Below are 18,468 nucleotides of genomic sequence, written 5' to 3' on the forward strand. Positions count from 1 at the left end.
CATCATTCGGTATAAGTTGTTGCCGTGCTACTCCGGAGTAAACTCGAATGGAATACCAGGGCGAGTCCGACGCCTATGAATGGGTGCACGGCGCCGCCCTGAGGCATGCGCTCGTTGCCGCTGATTGACACGACCCGCGGAAAGCGTGCGACCCCGCCACGACCGCAGAGCTGGAGAAAATAGTACCTTGTCGACAAAATCTCTAGGTTCAGGTCGAGATAGCCCCCGGCGGTGGAGGCAGAGGCCGTGTAATACCCGGTCACGAAGGCGGCGAGATCAAACTGCAACGGAGCAGCCTTGACTGAGAGCCCGACGTCAAAGCCGGCTCCCACGAAGCCGAAGTCCCCGCGGTGCCCCCCTGGCCCGTTCTGTGTGGGCAGGAAGGCGATGTCGAGTGGACGAAACGCAATATTTAACCCGAGTGGATCCCAGAAATACATTCGATTTGAGAAGGCTAATGAGGTCATGAAGCCAGACCCCTGCTGGAAGGGCAGAGCCACGACAACACTGGCGCTGATCTCCATGCCCATCTCGTTGTTCTGGAACCATGCACCGTGTTTGAGGTAGAGGAATTCGCTCCCGTCGCGCGAACGCTGCCGACGTCGCACGCACGCGAGCCAGGTGAGGCTGGCGTCGGAGACTGGGCTACTGGTGGTGGCTGCGTCAGCATTTTGCTGACATTGTGTATCGAGCCTCTGGAGATCGTCTGCATCCAAGACAGGCATGGCTACGCAAGAGGCGAGATCGTTCTTCCGACAGCCGACCTCGATGAGTTTCTTGACGTCCGCGTCCAACGGGGCCACGTGGTCCTTGTGGACGCGCAGGTAGGCTTCGCTGGCGCAGTGCGAGCCGTCGGATGACTCGCTATCGAGACATTCCGCTGTCATCCGCGTGCGATCCATGTCGATGCCTTCGTCTCCGGACTGGAGATCGAGCCATACCTCCCACTGGGTTGGCGCCTTGGTCATCTTATCGGATTTGTCCGCCTTGCCGGCTCTCTGGGGTTCACGCCGAGCGTGCTTTTCCGGTACGCGCTGGGTATAGCCACCATCTGCGAACACCCAGATGTCGGCGACATCCCTCGGCCGCGCGGGCACGTCGATGGCTTTGGGTCCGACGGGGGCCTTGCCGCTCCACAGTACCAGTCCATCTCGATTCACCAGCTGGATGAACAGGCCGTCGAGCGGGTGTTTCTTCTCCCGATTGCGAATTGTGATTCGTGTCGCCGGCTCGAGGCAGATGGGGGCGTGCAGGTCCGGACCGCCCGGCTGCCCCACCGGCACGGTGATCTCCTTCTTTTCGAACCCATCCGCCGCCACGACGAACCTGTGATCGCCCTGCGAGAGCGACATGGGATCGGGCGGAAAAGGTGCTTTCCACGGCTCGATCTTCGCGTTGGAAGGCTCCGGGGTGACGAGGATCCACTCGGGTTGGCCGTGATATGCGCACGCTGGGTCCCACACGAACTGGACCCTCACCAACCGGGCCAGCATGATGGGAGGCTGTCTGGTGAGCCCTGACGGCGCGACGTTCACCGAGACGGGCGTCGGCCCGAATCCCGCCGCCTTCAGGCAGAATTTCTGCGTGCCTGATCTCAACCCGCTCTTTGGAGTCAGCGTCAACGGCGTTTTCCCGAGGGATCGTTCCTGGGCCGATTCGCACCCTTCCAGCGCCGCGGGGATGCGGTAGACTTCCGCCCCGGTCGGCGAGCTGTCGAGCACCAGCGTCGGAGGAGGTGGCGGCGGTCTGGCCGGCTCGGGGAGGCACTTCAACGTCGCGCGATCGCGGCCCCACGGGCATGGCCCTGCCGGAGCCTGACCGGAGGCCTTGCCCGCGAGGGCGGCGAAGCCCAGCACGAGCCCGATGCATCCGAATACGCGAGACAGGCGTGGGGCGCATGCGGTCATGCTGCGAGGATACCCGCAGTCGCCGCGCGCGGGCAACCTGGGCGGCGCGCGGACCTTGCCCCGGCGGGCCGAGTCGGCTCTATTGATGCGTGGAGGTGTCGATGAGCGAGGTCACCGCAATGCTGCCGGCCGACGCCATGGCAAGCTGGGAGGAATCGCTCCGGGCCGCCGCGGCTCGTGGTGACGGCGAGGCGCCCGTCGGGCCGGAGCCCGAGGCCTTCTTCGACCCGTTCCGGCCCGTCGCGGCGATGCGTTCGGATCCGGAAGACGCGATCGGGCTGGTCCGGCGGGGGGTGCGCGTCGCGCCGTTCGCCGAGACGACGCCGCTCCTGCCCCTCTATGCGGCGCTCGGTCGAGAGCTCCCTCCACCGCTCCGCGTGGCGAGCGAGGAGCAACGCTATGAGTTCCTCCTCGTGGCGCTCACGTTCAGCCTACGCCTCGACGACGACGAATCGCCAGACCATGCCGAGTTCGTGGTGAAGATCCGTGACGGTGTCGACGGGCCGCGCGCGTCGCGTGCCGTCGAGGTCTTCCCGCAGCGCGTTCATGCCACGTATTTCCAGGCCTCGGCTCAGCTCTCCGTCGCGCTGGAAGCGTCTATGAAGTTCTCGGTCGAGGCCGACGCTGCAACCCGCGTGGGCGTCGACGCGGCGGCGGAGGCCAAGGTGCTGGCCGGACCGTTCAAGATCGACATCGGCCAGACCGAGCTAGACGTCTCGGGCGAGGGTGATCGCGACATCGGGTGGGTATATCGCGTTCGACGCGCTCTCGAGGGCAAGAACGACTTCAGGAGCTTTTTGGTGCTCAAGGTCGCGCGCGAGACGGAGAAGGTCCGACTGCTCGTGAATATCGGGGTTCGCACGTACCGGCGCACGTGGAAGACGCTATGGCTTCGGGAGAAGCTCCCGATCCTCTATGCGAGCGCGGCGCTCGACCTCGAGCTACCAAGTCGCGATTGAACGAGACTCGGTACATGCTTCACCATCAGACGACCCAGAAGACGCCTGCAAGCAGGCGAAATCGCAGTTCGGCTGTATAAATTGAGCCGAGTCGGCGTGGAGTCTGCTGGCCGCGGGCCGAGCTCGCATGGTGCAGCGCGCTTTCGCCTCAGCGGTTCTTCTTCACGTCCTTCGCGTGATCCAAGCTGGGCGGCTTGCCGCGCAGGCAGCTCCAGACAGCGAGCACTCCGATGAGGCGCATCTCCGGTTCAACCGCGTAATATACATAGTACTGCGTCCGCGACAGCAAGACACGCTGCACTCCATCCTTCGCCTTGGGGCCGTAGAGGGCTCCCATCTCCGGCGTATGCCGGAGCGTGCGGAGCGCTGAGGCGAGCTCATCGGCGAACAGCGACGGCGCCGCGGGACGGTTTTCGCGCCACCATGCATCCACCGCGCGCGCCTGCTCGGCCGATCTCCCCAGGAATCGGACCTTCACCCGCGCGCCCGCAGCTCGGCGAGCAGCACGTCGGCCTCGATACCTGCCCCTGTTCGCATCTCAGCGAGCCCCTCTTCGAGGGCTGCGTGCAGCTCTGCGCGCTCCTCGTCGTCGAGCTCGTCACCCGGATCTGCGATGACGAGATCGAGCACCATGCCCTCCGGTAAATCCGTGGGCTCGTCCACGACGATGCGACCGTTCTGGACGCGGGCCTTGAGCGCTTGCACGTCGCGAAGCGTAGCGCCGTCATCACCTTGTTGCACCAAGGAGCAGCGGCATCCCGCCTTCGTGGCCACGGTGCGCCATGGAACAGCGGCATCCTCGACGTCACAGGAGCCCGGGCGTGGGACGCACCTCTTCCCGGGTTTCCCCGCGCGGCCAGCGTGCGGGTCGCCTCGAGCACCCCGACATCAGGCGAGCTGCCTGAGTGTCCTCTCCGTGCCCGATCGAACTACAGGCAGCGCAGGACGTTGTCGCGCACGAGCTGCCAGATGGGCTCGGGGATCCCGCCCAGCCAGCGCGCGTCCCGCTCGACCGGCGCCTCGGCGTCGTCGAGCGGGTCGTCGTGGCTGTAGACGAGCCGCCACAGCCGCTCGCTCACCGAGCCGTTGCGATCGATCACGAAGCGATGGACGAGCTTCTTCGCGAGCTCCTCGCCCTCGACGTCGAGCAGCAGCACCGGCGGCGCCACGTTGATCTCGCTCGCGTCGCGCAGCGGCTTGAGCCGGACATAGGCCCCCTTCACGAGATCGACCTCGTCCGGCGGCTCGAACCCCGCCGCGCGGAAGTCGCACGGCGCCTTGGTGTTGCCGATGAGGTAATACGCCCCCTGGGTCTCGGCGAGGATCGCGCCGCCCAGCCTCCCTACGCGTGCCATCTAGACCTCCTCCGCGGTGCCGCTCTCGTCCGAGAGCACGAGCGAGCGCCCCGGCGTCTGGCCGGGGAGCGCGGCTCCATCCCATGTGTACTTGTTGGTATACCCGCGCGGGGTGACCATGTACCCCTCGAACATGAAGGTGTTGGTCGACCCGACGAGCACCGTGGTCAGCATCCCGATCTCGTACTCGAGGAAATGGTCGAGATCGGTGAGCACCGCGCTCTCCAGCTTGCGATAGGCGCTCTTCACCAGCGCGACCGGCGTCGTGCCCGCGCGGTGCTGGCGGATGATCTCCTGCGCCCGCACGATCTGGCGCGTGCGCCGCCCGCTCGCCGGATTGTAAAGGCCGATGACGAAGTCGGCCCCGGCGGCGGCCTCGAGCCGCCGCTCGATCACGGGCCATGGGGTCAAGAGGTCGGACAGGGAGATGGCGCAGAAGTCGTGGCCGAGCGGCGCGCCGACGAGCGACGCGCACGCGTTGAGCGCGGTCATCCCGGGCACGATGCGGAGCTCCGGCGACTCGCCCCGCTTCCAGCCGATCTCCTCCAGCACCTGGAAGACGAGCCCGGCCATGCCGTAAACGCCCGCGTCGCCCGACGAGATGATCGCCACGCGCGCCCCGTCCCGCGCCCGCTCCACCGCGGCGCGCGCCCGGCCGATCTCCTCGGTCATGCCGGTCTTGATCACCTCCTTGCCCTCGATCAGGTGCTTCACCAGCCGGATGTACGTCGTGTACCCGACGATGAGGTCCGAGGCCGCGATCGCCTCGAGGGCGGCGCGGGACGCGTGCTCCTCGGCGCCAGGGCCGATCCCGACGATCGACAGGACTCCTTTGCTCTCACCCATGGCTCTCCTCCACGTTGCGCTTCGAGAAGGGGACGCGCGCCACCGCGAGCGTCATGGACCGCCCCACGCCCTCCTCGGTGTACGCCCGCTTCGGCACGAGCAGCTTGGCGGCCCCCGCCGCCCGCAGCGCGGCCGGCTCGGCGACGCCCCGGGCGCCGACGTGCTTCTTCACCGTCTCCGACGGGTTCTCGATGCCCTCGGTCGCGTCGAGCTCCTCGGGCGTGAACGTGACGAGCGGCCACCCCCGCCGCGCCGACAGCGCGAGCAGCGCCTCCTCGTCGGCCTTCTTGTCGATCGTCGCCAGCGCCTTCACCGATCTCGCCGATAGCCCGTGCTCCTCGAGCAGCCGGTCGACGCCGCGCTCCACCATGTCGAGCGGCGCGCCGCGATCGCAACCGATACCCAGGACCAGGCTCTTCGGCCGGTAGACGACGGCGCGCTCGACGATCTCGGGGTGCGAGCGGGAGAGATCGCGGTCGCTCGCGACGAGCAGGATCTCCCACGCGCCGGGGTCCACGCCGTCGAGCGACGTCGCGTAACGCACGCCCGGCGGCAGCGGCGTCGCCTCGGGCCAGAACGAGGGCTCGCCGGTCTCCTGGACGAACAGCACCGGCGCGGCGTTCACGACGGCGGCGCAGCCGCGCGTCACGTTGCGGTCGGGATCGTCAAGGGTCCACCCGAGGTCCCGGCCGAGGATGTCGACAGTCAGCGTCCCGAGCGCGTCGGACGCCGTGGTCACCACCGGCTGCGCGCCGAGCAGCCCGGCCACCTTCTCGGTGAACGCGTTGCCCCGCCCGACGTGCCCGGAGAGCACGCAGATCGAGAAGCGCGCCGTGTCGTCGACGCACACGACCGCAGGATCGACCTTCTTGTTCTTGAGCAGCGGCGCGATCATGCGCACGACCGCCCCGACGCTGATCACGAAGACGTGGCAGTCGTAGGCCGTGAACGCCTCGTTCAAGAGCGGCCCCATCGGCAGCGGCAGCGGCTTCGCACCCGCCGGCGCCCCGTCGAACAGCTTCTGCGACACGTAGAGATCCGCGCCCGGCAGCCCCTCGATGAGCTTGCGCGCGATGGAGATCCCGTGCCGCGTGATGGCGTAGATGGCGTAGGGCTTGCGCTCGGCGATCATGGGGCCTCCGGTTCGGTAACAGCCTTGTCGAAGCCGCCCGGCGGCGAGGCCGGGGCCTCCCCGACGAGCAACCCGCTCCGCTCCCCGCGCGTGACAACGACCATGGCGAAGCAGTCGCCCCGCTCGCCCTGCGCGGCGCGGAGGTCCCGGACGATCCGCTGCTCGGGCATCGTCGCCTTGGACACGAACACGGCACGATCGAGGAGGCCAGCGCGCGTGAGCGCCTCGGTCACCTTCGGCATCTCCGAGCCGATCTTCATCAGGACGACGGTGTCGAAGCGCTGGAGGACGTCGGTCAGATCGTCGACGCCGTACGTGGCGGGCAGGATGGCGATGCGCTCCTGCCCGTCGGCGAGCGCGAGCCCGCTCACGGCAGGGACCGCCGTGACCGAGGTGACGCCGGGGACGACCTCGACCTCGAGCCCGGGGAAGCGGCGGAGCGCCTCGCGGCGCACATAGACGAAGGTGCTGAAGAGCGACGGATCCCCCTCGGTGGCGAACGCCACGGTGAGGCCGCGCGAGAGCCGGTCGCCGATCTGCTCGACGGCCGCGTCCACGTAGGGGCGGACGCGATCCGGATCCTTGCTCATGGGGAAGGTGAGGAGCAGCCGCTCCTTGTCCCGCTGCTTGCCGACGACGGGCTCGAGGATCCGGTAGGCCATCGAGGCGCCGAAGTCCGAGCTGCGGGGGAGCGCGAGCACGTCCGCCTCCTGCAGCACGCGCACGGCGCGCAGCGTGAGCAGGTCCGGCGCGCCGGGGCCGACGCCGACGCCGTAGAGCTTGCCGAGGCCGCTCATGACGCCTCCGAGGTGGACCGCCGCGCGCCGCCGGCCGCAGGCTGGGTCGGCGCTGCGCCCTCCACGGCCTCCTCGGCGTTCGCCGGCTTGGTCGCGGCGAAGATGTGGATCGGGTTCAGCGCCTCGTACCGCACGTAGCGCGCGAGCGGGACGCCGCGCGAGACCGAGAGCAGCGTGACCTCGGGGTCGAGCCCCCGCGCCCGCAGCGCGCGGTACGTCTCGGCGACGTTCTCCATCGTGATGGCGTTGACAACGAGCCGGCCGCCCGGCCGCAGCCGATCGAGCGCCACCGTGACGATCTCCTCCATGCTCCCCTTGCTCCCTCCGACGAACACCGCGTCCGGGTCCTCGAGCGCCGCGAGCGCCTCGGGCGCGCGGCCCGCGACGACGCGCACGTTGTCGACCCCGTGCGTGCGGACATTGTCGCGGCAGATCTCCACGCCCTCCGGGTCGACCTCGATCGCATAGACCCGCCCGAGGGGGCAGAGCATCGCCGCCTCGATCGAGACCGACCCCGAGCCGGCGCCGACGTCCCAGACGACCGCGTCGGGGCGGATCGCCATCGAGGCGATCGAGAGCATGCGCACCTCGCGCTTCGTGATCAGGCCGTTCTTTGGCATGCGCTTCGCGAACGCGTCCTCATGCAGGTAGGGGACGGCCGGCGGCGGGCGCCACACGGGATCGCTCCGCAGGAGCAGGAGCACGTTCAGCGGGCCGATGTCCTCGCAGGCGGCGAGCGCGGCGAGATCGAACGCGCGCACGCGCTCGCCGGCGCCCGCGAGGCTCTCGCAGACCCACGCCTTCCAGCCGGCGTCGCCGTGCTCGAGGAGCCGCGCCGCGAGGCGGGCCGGGCTGTTCTCCCCGTCGGTCAGCACCGCGACCTTCGTGAGGCGGCGGAGGCGCGTCGCGAACCCCTCGGGGGAGCGCCCGTGGACCGAGACGAACGCGGCGTCGTCCCAGGCGATGCCGGTGCGCGCGAACGCCCACTGGACCGAGCTCAGGCTCGGGATGATCTCGACGTGCTCGCCGCCGAGCTTCCGGACGACGAGCGCGCCGACGCCGAAGAACAGCGGGTCGCCCGAGGCGAGGATGCACACGTTCTGCTCGGCGGACAGGGCGTCCACGCGGTCGAGCGCCGCGGACAGGCCGCCCTTGAGCGCGATCTTCTCGCCGCGGAACTGCGGGAAGAACTCGAGGTGCCGCTCACCCCCCACGAGCACCTCGGCGCGGGCGACCGCGGACGCGGCGCGGCTCGACAGGCTGGCGCACCCGTCGTCGCCGATGCCGACGACGGTGACGGCGCGGCGCGCGCTCATCGCGCCACCTTGGCCGGCTCGGTCGAGCCGGCGGAGCCCGCGGATGCTGTCGGCTCCGGCCATTCCGCCGACAGGAGCAGCAGCGCGTGGACGATCGCGACGGCGATGGGGCTGCCGCCCTTGCGGCCGCGCGCCACGATGAAGGGGAGCCCGGACTCGAGAAGGGCCTCCTTGGACTCCGCCGCCGACACGAAGCCGACCGGCACGCCGATCACGAGCGCCGGCCGCGCCCCCTCCTCCCGGGCGAGGCGCACGACCTCGAGCAGGGCCGTCGGCGCGTTGCCGATCGCGACGATCGCGCCGTCGAGGAGCCCGAGCCGGTGCGCCTTGCGCATCGACTCGATCGCGCGGGTCGAGCCGGCCGCGGAGGCGGCCTGGATGACATCGTCGTCCGAGATGAAGCAGTGGATCGCGCAGCCGTAGGACGCGAGCCGCTGCTCGTTCAGGCCGACGCCGATCATCTTCACGTCGACGAGCACAGGCGCGCCGCCCCGGAGCGCCGCGATGCCCCGCGCGATCGCCTCGGGGTGGAGCCGCATGAGCGACGAGAACTCGAAGTCCGCTGTCGCGTGGATCACGCGGCGGACGACCTGCCACTCGGCCTCCGGGAACCCGTGCGCGCCGGCCTCCTCGTCGATGATCGCGAAGCTCTTGTCCTCGATGCGCCGCCCGAGCGCGGTCATCTGCCGCATGTCGTTCACCGCGCGCGCCTCATCACTGCTCATGGCTCCTCCGCTCTCTCCGCACCGATGGCACCGGCGTCGCCGGCCGGATATCGGCCGAGCAGCGCCCCGTTGAAATCGACAAGGCAGGCGTGCACCTCGAGGGCGCCGCCCGCGTGACGCGAGGTGTGCTCGACGACGCGCCGGCAGATCCCCCCCGGCACGCCGGTGAGCCCCTCGCGCTGGCACAGCTCGAGCACGTGCCGCGCGGTGTTCGCCTGCCGGATCTCGGCGGCGATCTCGGGCCGCGCGCCGAGCTCCTCGGCGATCTGCGCGAGCAGCTCCATGCTCACCTCCGAGCCGGCGGCGTGCGTCATCATCTTGCCGTCGGCCATCTTCGAGAGCTTGCCGATCATGCCGACGATGATCGCCCGGGCGATCCGCCGCCGCGCGGCGTGGCGGACCCCGGTGCCGATGAAGTCGCCCACCTGGATGAACGCCTCCTCCGGGAGCTCCGGGTAGAGCTTCATCGCGTACGCCTCGGATTTGCCGCCGGTCGTCAGCGCGAGCGCCGCGATGCCGCGCTCCGCGGCGACGTCGATCGCCTGCACGACGCTCGCGCGGAAGGCGGCGGTCGAGTACGGCTTCACGATCCCGCTCGTCCCGAGGATGGAGATGCCTCCGATGAGCCCGAGCCGCGCGTTGATTGTCTGCTTCGCCATCTCCTCGCCCTGGGGGACGCTGAGGGTGACGGTGGCCCCGGCGAAGCCCGAGCCCTCGAGCTCCTCGAGGACCATCTCGGTGATGTTCCGGCGGGGCACGGGGTTCACGGCCGGCGCGCCGACGGGCAGCCCGAGCCCCGGCTTGGTGACGACGGCGACCCCGGCGCCGCCGCGGATCTCGACGCCCGGCTCGCTGCGGAGCTCGACCTCGGCGACGAGCTCGGCGCCGTGCGTGCAGTCGGGATCGTCGCCGGCGTCCTTGATGATGCTGCACGTGGCGCGCGGCCCGTCGCGATCGCAGCGCTTCAGCGGGAAGGTGACCTTCTGCCCGTTCGGCAGGGTGGTCTCGATGGCGTCGACCGCCGCGCCGCGCGCGAGCACGCGCGCGGCCGCCTTGGCCGCGGCGGCCGCGCACGCGCCCGTCGTGAACCCCTCGCGCTGCCCCTTCGGGTCTCTCGGCCGGACCTCTACCATCCAGGGAGCCTGAACGATTACGAGGATTTCTTCATCGGGTTGTTGAAGAAGCTCTCCAGGAGCACGCTGCCCTCGGGCGCGCCGAGCGAGGCGAGCCGGTCGCGGAGCGGGTAGAGGATCGCGCCGTCGCCCGCGCAGAGCACGGCGTCGTGGGGCCCCGCCGCGAGCTCTCGCTCCACGAGGGCGCACGCGCGCGCCGGCCGCTCGGGGTGGCCGATCGGGGGGAGATCGCGGGCGACCGTGAGGCGGACGGCGGCGGGGAGGCGCTCGCGGACGAACGGCTCGGAGGCGAACGTCTCGCCCGGCTCGACGAGCCAGAGCAGGTCGAGCTGCGCCGCGCCGGCGGCGGCCGCGCTCCGGGCGATCCCGAGGGCGGCGGTGATGCCGGTGTCGGTGGCGATCACGAGCGCGCGGCCGGAGAAGCCCGGCGCGAGCCGCAGCTTGCCCCAGGGTCCGCTGAATTCGAGCTCGGCGCCGACGGCGATGTCGTTGAGCACGTTCGAGCCCGGCCCGGCCCCGACGCGCTTCACCGCGATCTCGACCGCGCGCTGCTCGGCGTCGCTGGAGAGCATCGAGTAGGCGCGCTTCGCGAGCTTGCCGCCGGGCAGGGTGACGCCGGTGTTGATGATCACGTACTGCCCGCCGGCGAAGCCGATCTCCGCGCCGTCGACGCGCTCGAGCCGGAGCAGCCGGGCGGCGTCGCCGAGCGGCGTTGCGTGGGCGATCCTGATCTTCGGGTTGCCTTGTGTTGCCATGACGTCACTCCTGCTTTCGCGCGGTCGCAATCACGCGCCCCATGGTCGCTCCGGTGGGCGGCGCGCGCCTCATTCGGCCGGGTAGATCTCGTGCACGAAGTCGTGCATCTCCTCGAGCTCCCGGTAGAGCCGGCCGAGCCCGTCGACCTGGGCGCGCAGATCGAGCTCGACCTGCTTCGTGAGGATGAGGAGCGAGCGCAGGTAAGGCAGCTTCGGGTCGCCGGCGGGGGTCTTCGCGACCTTCTCCTGGAGCTCCACGAGCGACCCCTCGAAGAGGCGCGAGAGGTTCTTCAGGTCCCCGGCGCGCAGCATCGCCGAGACCGGCCCGGGCTCGGCGGCCGCGGCGCCGAGCTCGGCGAGCTCGTGCGTGCGCTCGGCGGGGTCATCGATGCCCAGGATGTTCATGAGCCCAAGGCGGAGCGCGGCGATCTCGTGACAGGCCATGTCGGTTCTCTCCTATCCATCCTTCATTGCATGATGTCGTCGACGAGCCGGGCCACCAGCCGGTCGCCGAGCAGGTGCTCCTCGACGAGGTCCTTCGCGTCCTCCTCGCGGACGCCGCGGTACCAGACCCCGTCGGGGTAGACGGCGACCGTCGGCCCCTCGCCGCAGCGCCCCATGCATGACGTCCTCGTCACGCGGATCTGCTGCTGCTGGCCGGCCTGCTTCACGAGCCGGCGCACCGACTCGAGCAGCGCCAGGCTGCCGCGGTCCACGCAGTCGGCGTTGCCGCAGACGAGCACGTGCTTGCGCAGCGAGCGGTGGGCGTGCGGGTGGTTCGACGCCTGCGTGTGCGTGAGCGTGTGGCGCACGCTGTAGAGCATCGCCTTGAGCCCGCCGACCTCCCGGGCGAGCCCCGGTAGCGCGGTGCGGTACATGCACGTGTCGCAGGGGAGCGGCGCCTCGCCGGCGAGCGCCTGGCGCGCGCGCTCGTCGATCAGGCCCGCGAGCGCGCTCGACCGGCCGAGGTGCGGCGCGAGCGACGCCCGGATCCACGGGTACGTCGAGGAGAATCGGTCGACCTGCTCGGCGAGCTTCGTCATGAGCCGCCCGGCGAAGAGGAAGTAGGGGACCACCACGACGCGCTCCGGCCGGTGCCGCGCGACGCGCTCCAGCGTCTCCTCGACCGAGGGCCGGGTGACGCCGATGAAGGTCGGCTCGACGAGCTGGAGCCCGCGGCCCTCGCCGATGAGGCGCGCCGTCTTGCAGAAATCGCCGTTCGCGTCGGGGTCGCTCGACCCGCGCCCCACGACGACGAGCGCCGACCGGGCCCGCGCCGCCGGGTCGGCCGGCAGCGCGGTCGCGGCGCGCTCGAACGCGAGCTCCGCGAGCGCCGGGTGCACGCCGAGCGGCCGCGCCGCCGAGAAGCGCACGCCCGGGTGCGCGGCCCGCGCCCGCTCGAGCGCGAGCGGGATGTCGTTCTTCACGTGCCCCGCCGCGAACAGGAAGAGCGGCACGACCGCCACGCGGGACGCCCGCGCCGCGAGCGCCGCGAGCGCGTCGGCGAGGTGAGGCGTCGCGAGCTCGATGTAGCCGTGCTGCACGGCGATCTCGGGCCGCGCCGCGGCGTAATCGGCCACGATCGCCTCGAACTCGGCGTTCGACGCGGCGTCGCGGCTGCCGTGGCCGATCAGCAGGAGACCGTCGTCATGCACGCGAGCGCCTCCTCCAGGGTGAGCGGGAGGCCCGCGCCGCCCCGCGGCGGCAGAGGGCTCATCCGGGTCCAGAGCTCGGCGACCCATGGCCGCCGCATCCGCGCCCGCGCGAGGAGCTCCCCCCGCGCGAACACCTCCCGCGGCGGCCCGTCCGCGAGGACCTGGCCGTCGCCCAGCAAGACAGCGCGCGAGGCGAAGAGCGGCACGAGATCCACCGCGTGGGTCGCGGTGACCAGCGTGGTCCCCTGCTGCTCGGAGAGCGCGCGCAGCGTCTGGCACAGGGCGAGCTCGCCCTCCGGGTCGAGCCCCGCGGTCGGCTCGTCGAGCAGCAGCACCCGCGGCCGCATCGCCAGCATCCCGGCGATGCACGCGCGCTTGCGCTCGCCGAAGCTCAGCGCCTCGATGGCCCGGTCGGCGAGGTGGGCGATCTGCACGGCGGCGAGCGCCGCCTCGGCGCGGCGGCGCGCCTCGGGCGCGGGCAGGCCGAGGTTTCGCGGGCCGAACAGGACGTCGTCGAGGAGCGTCGCGCCGAGCAGCTGGTCGTCCGGATCCTGGAGCACGAGCGCGGCGCCCGCGGCGACGGCGTCCGAGGGCGAGCCCACGCGGCGGCCCGCGATCTCGACGCCGCCGCCGGGCGCCGGGAGGAGCCCGACGAGCGTCCGGAGCAGCGCGGTCTTGCCGGCGCCGTTGCCGCCGAGCACCGCCACGGACTCGCCCTCGGCGACGTCGAGGCGCACGTCGCGCAGCACGGGCTCGCCGCGCCGGTAGCCGAGCCGGGGGGCGCGCAGCGCGATCATCCGGCCTCTCCCGCGGCGACGCTGAGCCCGAGGGCCGCGAGGGCGGCGGCGGCGAACGCGACGTTCGCGGCGGGCGCGCTCGTCCTTCGGTCGGCGACGGGGAGCTTCCCCTGGTAGCCGCGGAGCTGCATCGCGAGCGCGGCGCTCTCGGAGCGCTCGAGCGTCCGGAGCGCCACGACGCCCGCGACGGCGCCGGCCGAGCGCGCGGCGGCGCCGGGGCGGGTGAACCCGCCGCGGAGCGCGGCGGCGCTCCACGCGCTGTCGGCCGCGCGCTGGAGCACGCCGGCGAAGCGCCGCGTCAGCGCGAGCAGCTCGACGAGGGCCGCGGGGACGCCGAGCCCGGCGAGCGCCGCCTCGATCTCGGCGGGCGCGGCGGCGCCGGCGAGCCACCGGAGCACCGCGGCCGCCGCGAGGACGCGCGCGCCGATGGCCACGGCGCGGCGCGCCCCCTCCGCCGTGATCGCGTCGACGGGGAACGGCGCGCCGGGGAGGAGCGGCGCCCCCGGCGTGAGCGCGAGCGCGAGCGCCGCCGCGACCGCTCCGATCCACGCGGCGGGCGCGGCGGCGCGGAGGACGTCGCGCGCCGGCGTGCCCTGGAGGCGGAGGGCCGCGCACGCGAGGAGGAGCAGCGCGGCCGGCGTGAAGGGCGAGCGCGCGCCCGCGGCGACGCAGCACGCCGCCACGGCGGCCCCGAGGCGGAGCCGGGCGTCCACGTCGCGGAGCCGCGCGGGCGGGTCAGTCCGCACGGAGGCCTTCGTCGCCGGCCTTGCCCGCCGGCGCGCCCGCGCGCTCGACGAAGAGCACGCGCGAGAAATAGCCGAGGGCGAAGCCGGCGAGGAGCCCGGCCCAGAGGAACGCGAAGAGCAGGAGGTCGCCCTCGAGGCCCGCGAACAGCGGCCCGGTGTCGTGGCGCCCTGCGTCCTCGGCGACGCGGCGCACCACGGCCTCGTCGACGCCGTCCCAGGACGCGTTACCGCAGGCGGCGAGCCAGAGGGAAGCGGCGAGCCGGAGCGCCGCCGCGCACGCGCGCCGCGCGAGCGGCGCTGGCAGCGGGCGCTGTCCGAGCCGCCGCGTCACGACGCCCCCGGGGCGAGCCGGACGACCTGGAGCCGGTCCAGGATGTCGGGCCGCCGGGCGCGCAGGAAGGCGAGCGCCCCCGCGGTCATGACGCCCTCGAGCAGGCCGAGCGGCAGCTGGGTGGGGACGAAGGCGAGGGCGACGCCCGTGAACATGGACGTCACCGAGCCTTCGCCCGAGAGCCCGAGCGCGAGCGCGAGCGCCGTGGTGGCGTAGGTTGCCCAGTCCGACGTCACGCCCGCCAGGAAGCCCGCGACCCAGAGGTTCGCGCCGCAGCGCCGCGCGAGGTGGAAGGCGAAATATCCGGTGAAGGCGCCCGCGATGCCCATCGACGCGACGTCGGCGCCGAGCGTGGTGATGCCGCCGTGCGCGAGGAAGAGGGCCTGGATAAGGAGCGCCGCCACGGTGACGAGGACGGTCATCCAGGGGCCGATGAGCACCGCCGCGAGCCCTGTGCCGCACGGGTGGGAGCAGGTCCCGGCGGTCGGCACCGGCACGGGCATGCACGAGATCGCGAAGACGGCGGCCGCGATGAGGCCGACGAACGGCTTGTAGAAGGCGTCCTGCTCGGTGCGGCGCCGGAGCAGGTGGAGGGCGATCGCGACGAAGGGCAGGGCGAGCGCGTTCCAGAAGGCGCACCAGCCGAGCGGCAGGACGCCTTCCGCGAGGTGCATCGCGGCCGCGGGCCGGGGCGCGAGGAGCGTCCCCATGGACACGGCGGCGATCGATAACGCGCGGCCGTGAAGACCGATTTCGGCGCTCCGGGTGAAGTCCGCACCCGAACGCCACGAAGACGTGCGCAAGCTGCACCTCGTGGGAGGCTCGGGTAGGTCTCCCGGCTCATGGGTTCAGGGAGCTGATCGAGCTCCCAGCGCTGCGTCCACCTTCCCAGGCCTCTTCACAATGAGGCCCAGTGGTCTTCGGAGGCAGCTCCCCACTCACGGTGGCGGGACCGCGCCGGTTTTGCACCGGCTTCCCTGTTATGCCCCGGAGGGCACCCGAGGAATGGATTGTCAGGCCGGTGCTCGGTAATCCCGTTTCGAGCCCGGCGTCAAGGACGTCGCGCCCCGATCGCGGAGGATGTGCTCAGCGGGCGCTGCATCTGGCATGGCGTGTCGGACGAGCTCCCCGTCGAGCGCGGGCCAGCTCCGCCTCGCGCGCTGCTCCGCGCGTTGGCCCGCGTATCCAGGCGGGCGCGATCGCGCGAGCCGGGCGCGTACCCGGGAGCGCGGACCCCGGGGGCGCGGACCGGGCGAACCCGGGTGCGTCGACCGGGGGCGCGAGCTTCCGCCTTGCGCGGTCCGGCCCGCCGCGAGCGCCCTCGTCCGCGGCGTCGGTGCGGCGGTGATGCCTGCCGCTTGTGGACACCTCGCCCTCGCGGGCACTGCCGAGGCGCACGAAGCCATCACTGCCGAGGCGCGCCGCGCGCCCGTCGGTGCCCCTCATCGAGCAGACATGGGCGCGCCGACGAGCGATCGAGGCCCTGCGATGCGATGGCCGAGGCCGAGAAATTGACCCAGACGCATCACGTGAAGAGTCGTCGAGCACACGTCTTGGATTATGTCCCCTTAGATAAAATCTGTTTACTTTATCGCCGCGCGGGTGCAGCGCCTGTCGCGGGCCGCGACTGAGCGGGGTCTTTCGTGCGCTTGAATACAAGGCGCCGGCGCGTTCTTTCCGCAGTGTGCTTTGTTCGTCCTGGCTCTTTACTCGGGAGCAGGCGTCCGGTGTACGGCCCGCTGCCTCGTGGCATCTCTTATTGAAGAGATGAGGGATTTCGTGTTCGCTCGTCTCGGAATGCACAGCGAACGCTGCGCTGAGCGCTGTCTCCGGTGGAGGGGTATGCCCGGCTCGAACGTGAATTCCCGCAGAGCTGGTGTGTATGGGTCGCGCGTCCGCCTGGCCGCCTTCGTGTCTGGAGCGCTCTGCTCGCTCGGCGTGCAGGCATTGCACTTTGTTATCGACAACGCGCTTGCGGGTGCCACAATCTGACTACCGCATGCGCACCGGCGCGGACCCCCCAGCCCGGAGCGCATGCGGTCTTTTTTCTTAGCACCGTGGCGGACGTTCAAGACTCCGGCGCGGTGTCCCTGCCGCGGTCATTCTGGGCCCCCCTCCAGCGTGATGCGCGGTATTTTTTTGCCCTCGAGCGCGCGGTTCGCGCCTCCCGAGCCTTCACTTGCCGGTGAACGTGGCCTGCGATTTCGCCAGAAACGCTTTCATTCCGAGCTGTTGATCTTCGCTGCCGAAGAGCGCGGCGAATGCCTGGGCTTCCAGCTCGTTGGCGGCGGCGAGGTCGAGGCTCTCGCCGCGCAGGAGGACGCGTTTGGCGGCGGCGACGGCGAGCGGCCCGCGCGAGGCGATCTTGAGGGCGGTCTCGCGGGCGCGCGCGAGCAGCTCGGTCGCCGGGAAGACGGCGTTGACGAGCCCGATCGACAGCGCCTGCTGGGCGGTGATCATGTCTCCTGAATAGACGAGCTCGCGCGCGCGTCCTGGCCCGACCCGTCGCAGCAGCCGCTGGGTCCCGCCGAACCCCGGGATGACGCCCAGGTTCACCTCGGGCTGGCCGAGCTTGGCGCCTTCGGCGGCGTAGATGAAGTCGCATGCGAGGGCGAGCTCGCAGCCGCCGCCCAGCGCGAAGCCGTTGACGGCGGCGATGACGGGGAAGGGGGCAGTCTCGATGAGCTCGGCGAGCCGGTGGCCTGCGTCGGCGAACCGTTTCGCGGCGATGCTGTTCATGGTCGCCATCTCCGCGATGTCGGCGCCGGCGACGAACGCCTTGCCGGCGCCGGTCAGCACCGCCGCGCGGACCTCGTTGCCGGCGGCGGGCGCGAGGAGGTCGCGGAAGGCCGTGGTGAGCTCGCCGAGGACGGCGGGGTTCAGTGCGTTGAGTTTGTCGGGCCGCTGGATGGTCACGGTGGCGACGTGATCCGCGCGCTCGACGGCGACGAACTGGAGCGTACCGCGAGCAGGGGCCCCCGGCTGCTGTTCTTGAGCGGTCATGGAGCGTGGTTAGCAGCGCCCCGCGCCGGGGGGAAGCGCCTGCCGTGGGCCGGGGAGGGCGTCATTCCGTGTCCTCTCGGGCCTGCTATGCTGAGCCCGTGGACGAGCCGACGAGCGAGCGATTTCCAGGGGACGTCACGCGCCTGTTCTGGGACACGGACCCGGACGCCGTCGATCTGGAGCGGCACCGCGACTACGTCATGGAGCGGGTGATGAGCCGGGGCGGATGGGGGGCGATGCGCTGGCTGAGGCAGGCGTACTCGGCGGAGGCGCTCGCTGACTTCTTGCGCCGGAAGGGGCACCGGCTTGCTCCGCGGGAGCTTGCGTACTGGGCGGTCATCGCAGGCATCGATCTGCCGATCCCCCGTGGAGGAGCGCGGCCGACGTGGGCGGGGCGATGACCGAGGTTCTCTCCAGCGCGCAGCGCACGGCGCTGGAGGTGCTGGCACGGGCCGTCGAGCCATCGACCTACCTGGCCGGCGGCGTCGCCGTGGCGCTTCGGCTGCATCACCGGCAATCGCGCGATCTCGATCTGTTCACTGCCGAATCGGATCCAGCGGCGTTGGTGTCGGCGCTCGTCGATCCGACGATCCGGGTCCTGACGCGCGCAGAGGGGACGTTGTACCTGGAGGTCGGGGGGGTTCCGGCGAGTATTCTGCGGTATTGCTATCCGCTGCTGGGGCCGCCCGAGTGCCTGTCCGGGATCCCTCTTCCAGTCGCGTCGCTCGACGATCTGGAGTGCATGAAGCTGTCGGCGATCGCGGGGCGCGGGGCGCGCCGGGACTTCTGGGACCTCCACGCGCTGCTCACGTCACGAGGGCGCAGCGTGGGGGAGGCGCTCGATGCGTATGCGAGGAAATATGCAGCCGAGGATGTTGGCCACGTGGTGCGCAGCCTCGCGTATTTCGCCGACGCCGAGGCGGAACCGATGCCTGCAGGGATGACGGAGGAGCGGTGGACGCAGATCCGGTCCGATCTCGTAGCGTGGGTGCGCGCGACATGAAGACCCTG

19 protein-coding genes, 1 pseudogene and 1 riboswitch are annotated in these 18,468 nt (G+C 71.3%); of the genes and pseudogenes, 3 read left to right on the top strand and 17 right to left on the bottom strand.

Features of this window, described 5'->3' with window-relative positions:
• Positions 1-2: 2 nt before the first annotated feature.
• Positions 3-1,856 carry a hypothetical protein gene (locus WMF46_RS01370; protein ID WP_437983938.1) on the bottom strand — a complete coding sequence of 618 codons (1,854 nt, stop codon included), beginning with the start codon at positions 1,854-1,856 and terminating at the stop codon, positions 3-5.
• 152 nt (positions 1,857-2,008) lie between these two features.
• Here WMF46_RS01370 and WMF46_RS01375 point away from each other — a divergent pair, with 152 nt between their 5' ends.
• A complete protein-coding gene (locus tag WMF46_RS01375; RefSeq protein WP_437983939.1) occupies positions 2,009-2,866 on the top strand; it encodes a hypothetical protein in 858 nt (285 codons plus the stop codon).
• A 148-nt stretch (positions 2,867-3,014) separates the two neighbouring features.
• Here WMF46_RS01375 and WMF46_RS01380 read toward each other — a convergent pair whose 3' ends face one another.
• The 16 genes and pseudogenes from WMF46_RS01380 to WMF46_RS01455 all read right to left on the bottom strand — a co-directional run bounded on the left by WMF46_RS01380 (position 3,015) and on the right by WMF46_RS01455 (position 17,457).
• Positions 3,015-3,344 (bottom strand): type II toxin-antitoxin system RelE/ParE family toxin, encoded by a 330-nt coding sequence (locus tag WMF46_RS01380; RefSeq protein ID WP_437983940.1) that lies wholly within the window; start codon positions 3,342-3,344, stop codon positions 3,015-3,017.
• Entirely contained in the window at positions 3,341-3,571 is a 231-nt protein-coding gene (locus WMF46_RS01385; RefSeq protein ID WP_437297307.1) for a hypothetical protein, read from the bottom strand. Before WMF46_RS01385 ends, WMF46_RS01380 begins: the two co-directional genes overlap by 4 nt.
• Positions 3,572-3,795: 224 nt before the next feature.
• Positions 3,796-5,067, bottom strand: a pseudogene (gene cobJ, locus WMF46_RS01390) (precorrin-3B C(17)-methyltransferase).
• Positions 5,060-6,199: a cobalt-precorrin 5A hydrolase gene (locus WMF46_RS01395; protein ID WP_437983941.1), complete on the bottom strand. Its 1,140-nt coding sequence runs from the start codon at positions 6,197-6,199 to the stop codon at positions 5,060-5,062. The pseudogene cobJ and the gene WMF46_RS01395 overlap by 8 nt, the downstream one beginning before the upstream one ends.
• The gene (gene cobI, locus WMF46_RS01400) at positions 6,196-6,996 is read right to left on the bottom strand and encodes a precorrin-2 C(20)-methyltransferase (protein WP_437548823.1); all 801 of its coding nucleotides are present in this window, start codon (positions 6,994-6,996) and stop codon (positions 6,196-6,198) included. Before cobI ends, WMF46_RS01395 begins: the two co-directional genes overlap by 4 nt.
• Positions 6,993-8,312 carry a precorrin-6y C5,15-methyltransferase (decarboxylating) subunit CbiE gene (gene cbiE / locus WMF46_RS01405; RefSeq protein WP_437983942.1) on the bottom strand — a complete coding sequence of 440 codons (1,320 nt, stop codon included), beginning with the start codon at positions 8,310-8,312 and terminating at the stop codon, positions 6,993-6,995. The genes cobI and cbiE overlap by 4 nt, the downstream gene beginning before the upstream one ends.
• Entirely contained in the window at positions 8,309-9,037 is a 729-nt protein-coding gene (locus WMF46_RS01410; RefSeq protein WP_437983943.1) for a precorrin-8X methylmutase, read from the bottom strand. The genes cbiE and WMF46_RS01410 overlap by 4 nt, the downstream gene beginning before the upstream one ends.
• Positions 9,034-10,170: a cobalt-precorrin-5B (C(1))-methyltransferase gene (locus WMF46_RS01415; RefSeq protein WP_437983944.1), complete on the bottom strand. Its 1,137-nt coding sequence runs from the start codon at positions 10,168-10,170 to the stop codon at positions 9,034-9,036. Before WMF46_RS01415 ends, WMF46_RS01410 begins: the two co-directional genes overlap by 4 nt.
• Before the next feature lie 17 nt (positions 10,171-10,187).
• Positions 10,188-10,925 (bottom strand): FAD-dependent oxidoreductase, encoded by a 738-nt coding sequence (locus WMF46_RS01420; RefSeq protein ID WP_437983945.1) that lies wholly within the window; start codon positions 10,923-10,925, stop codon positions 10,188-10,190.
• 69 nt (positions 10,926-10,994) lie between these two features.
• Positions 10,995-11,369, bottom strand: coding sequence for a DUF3209 family protein (locus WMF46_RS01425; RefSeq protein ID WP_012232878.1), 375 nt, complete (start codon positions 11,367-11,369; stop codon positions 10,995-10,997).
• 23 nt (positions 11,370-11,392) lie between these two features.
• Entirely contained in the window at positions 11,393-12,580 is a 1,188-nt protein-coding gene (locus WMF46_RS01430) for a CbiX/SirB N-terminal domain-containing protein (protein WP_437983946.1), read from the bottom strand.
• Positions 12,556-13,377, bottom strand: coding sequence for an energy-coupling factor ABC transporter ATP-binding protein (locus WMF46_RS01435; RefSeq protein WP_437983947.1), 822 nt, complete (start codon positions 13,375-13,377; stop codon positions 12,556-12,558). Before WMF46_RS01435 ends, WMF46_RS01430 begins: the two co-directional genes overlap by 25 nt.
• Complete coding sequence (locus WMF46_RS01440) at positions 13,374-14,123, bottom strand: CbiQ family ECF transporter T component (RefSeq protein WP_437983948.1); 750 nt, start codon at positions 14,121-14,123, stop codon at positions 13,374-13,376. Before WMF46_RS01440 ends, WMF46_RS01435 begins: the two co-directional genes overlap by 4 nt.
• Positions 14,113-14,454 carry a hypothetical protein gene (locus tag WMF46_RS01445; RefSeq protein ID WP_437983949.1) on the bottom strand — a complete coding sequence of 114 codons (342 nt, stop codon included), beginning with the start codon at positions 14,452-14,454 and terminating at the stop codon, positions 14,113-14,115. The genes WMF46_RS01440 and WMF46_RS01445 overlap by 11 nt, the downstream gene beginning before the upstream one ends.
• Positions 14,451-15,164, bottom strand: a complete 714-nt coding sequence (locus tag WMF46_RS01450) for an energy-coupling factor ABC transporter permease (RefSeq protein ID WP_437988033.1) — start codon at positions 15,162-15,164, stop codon at positions 14,451-14,453. Before WMF46_RS01450 ends, WMF46_RS01445 begins: the two co-directional genes overlap by 4 nt.
• Positions 15,165-15,262: 98 nt before the next feature.
• Positions 15,263-15,471, bottom strand: a riboswitch (cobalamin riboswitch).
• Between the two features lie 1,158 nt (positions 15,472-16,629).
• The gene (locus WMF46_RS01455) at positions 16,630-17,457 is read right to left on the bottom strand and encodes an enoyl-CoA hydratase/isomerase family protein (RefSeq protein ID WP_437983950.1); all 828 of its coding nucleotides are present in this window, start codon (positions 17,455-17,457) and stop codon (positions 16,630-16,632) included.
• A gap of 98 nt (positions 17,458-17,555) precedes the next feature.
• Between WMF46_RS01455 and WMF46_RS01460 the strand changes: the two genes are divergently transcribed.
• Complete coding sequence (locus tag WMF46_RS01460; RefSeq protein WP_437983951.1) at positions 17,556-17,858, top strand: DUF6922 domain-containing protein; 303 nt, start codon at positions 17,556-17,558, stop codon at positions 17,856-17,858.
• Positions 17,855-18,460, top strand: a complete 606-nt coding sequence (locus WMF46_RS01465) for a nucleotidyl transferase AbiEii/AbiGii toxin family protein (protein WP_437548851.1) — start codon at positions 17,855-17,857, stop codon at positions 18,458-18,460. Before WMF46_RS01460 ends, WMF46_RS01465 begins: the two co-directional genes overlap by 4 nt.
• Positions 18,461-18,468: the final 8 nt, after the last annotated feature.

The sequence above is a fragment of the Sorangium sp. So ce117 genome (assembly GCF_051524395.1).
In the GTDB taxonomy this organism is placed as follows: domain Bacteria; phylum Myxococcota_A; class Polyangia; order Polyangiales; family Polyangiaceae; genus Sorangium; species Sorangium cellulosum_B.

Coding starts and splice junctions, on each gene's coding strand:
- WMF46_RS01375 (WP_437983939.1), top strand. CDS start 2,009: ATGAGCGAGGTCACCGCAATGCTGCCGGCCGACGCCATGGCAAGCTGG.
- WMF46_RS01395 (WP_437983941.1), bottom strand. CDS start 6,199: ATGATCGCCGAGCGCAAGCCCTACGCCATCTACGCCATCACGCGGCAC.
- cobI (WP_437548823.1), bottom strand. CDS start 6,996: ATGAGCGGCCTCGGCAAGCTCTACGGCGTCGGCGTCGGCCCCGGCGCG.
- cbiE (WP_437983942.1), bottom strand. CDS start 8,312: ATGAGCGCGCGCCGCGCCGTCACCGTCGTCGGCATCGGCGACGACGGG.
- WMF46_RS01410 (WP_437983943.1), bottom strand. CDS start 9,037: ATGAGCAGTGATGAGGCGCGCGCGGTGAACGACATGCGGCAGATGACC.
- WMF46_RS01415 (WP_437983944.1), bottom strand. CDS start 10,170: ATGGTAGAGGTCCGGCCGAGAGACCCGAAGGGGCAGCGCGAGGGGTTC.
- WMF46_RS01420 (WP_437983945.1), bottom strand. CDS start 10,925: ATGGCAACACAAGGCAACCCGAAGATCAGGATCGCCCACGCAACGCCG.
- WMF46_RS01425 (WP_012232878.1), bottom strand. CDS start 11,369: ATGGCCTGTCACGAGATCGCCGCGCTCCGCCTTGGGCTCATGAACATC.
- WMF46_RS01435 (WP_437983947.1), bottom strand. CDS start 13,377: ATGATCGCGCTGCGCGCCCCCCGGCTCGGCTACCGGCGCGGCGAGCCC.
- WMF46_RS01450 (WP_437988033.1), bottom strand. CDS start 15,164: ATGGGGACGCTCCTCGCGCCCCGGCCCGCGGCCGCGATGCACCTCGCG.
- WMF46_RS01455 (WP_437983950.1), bottom strand. CDS start 17,457: ATGACCGCTCAAGAACAGCAGCCGGGGGCCCCTGCTCGCGGTACGCTC.
- WMF46_RS01465 (WP_437548851.1), top strand. CDS start 17,855: ATGACCGAGGTTCTCTCCAGCGCGCAGCGCACGGCGCTGGAGGTGCTG.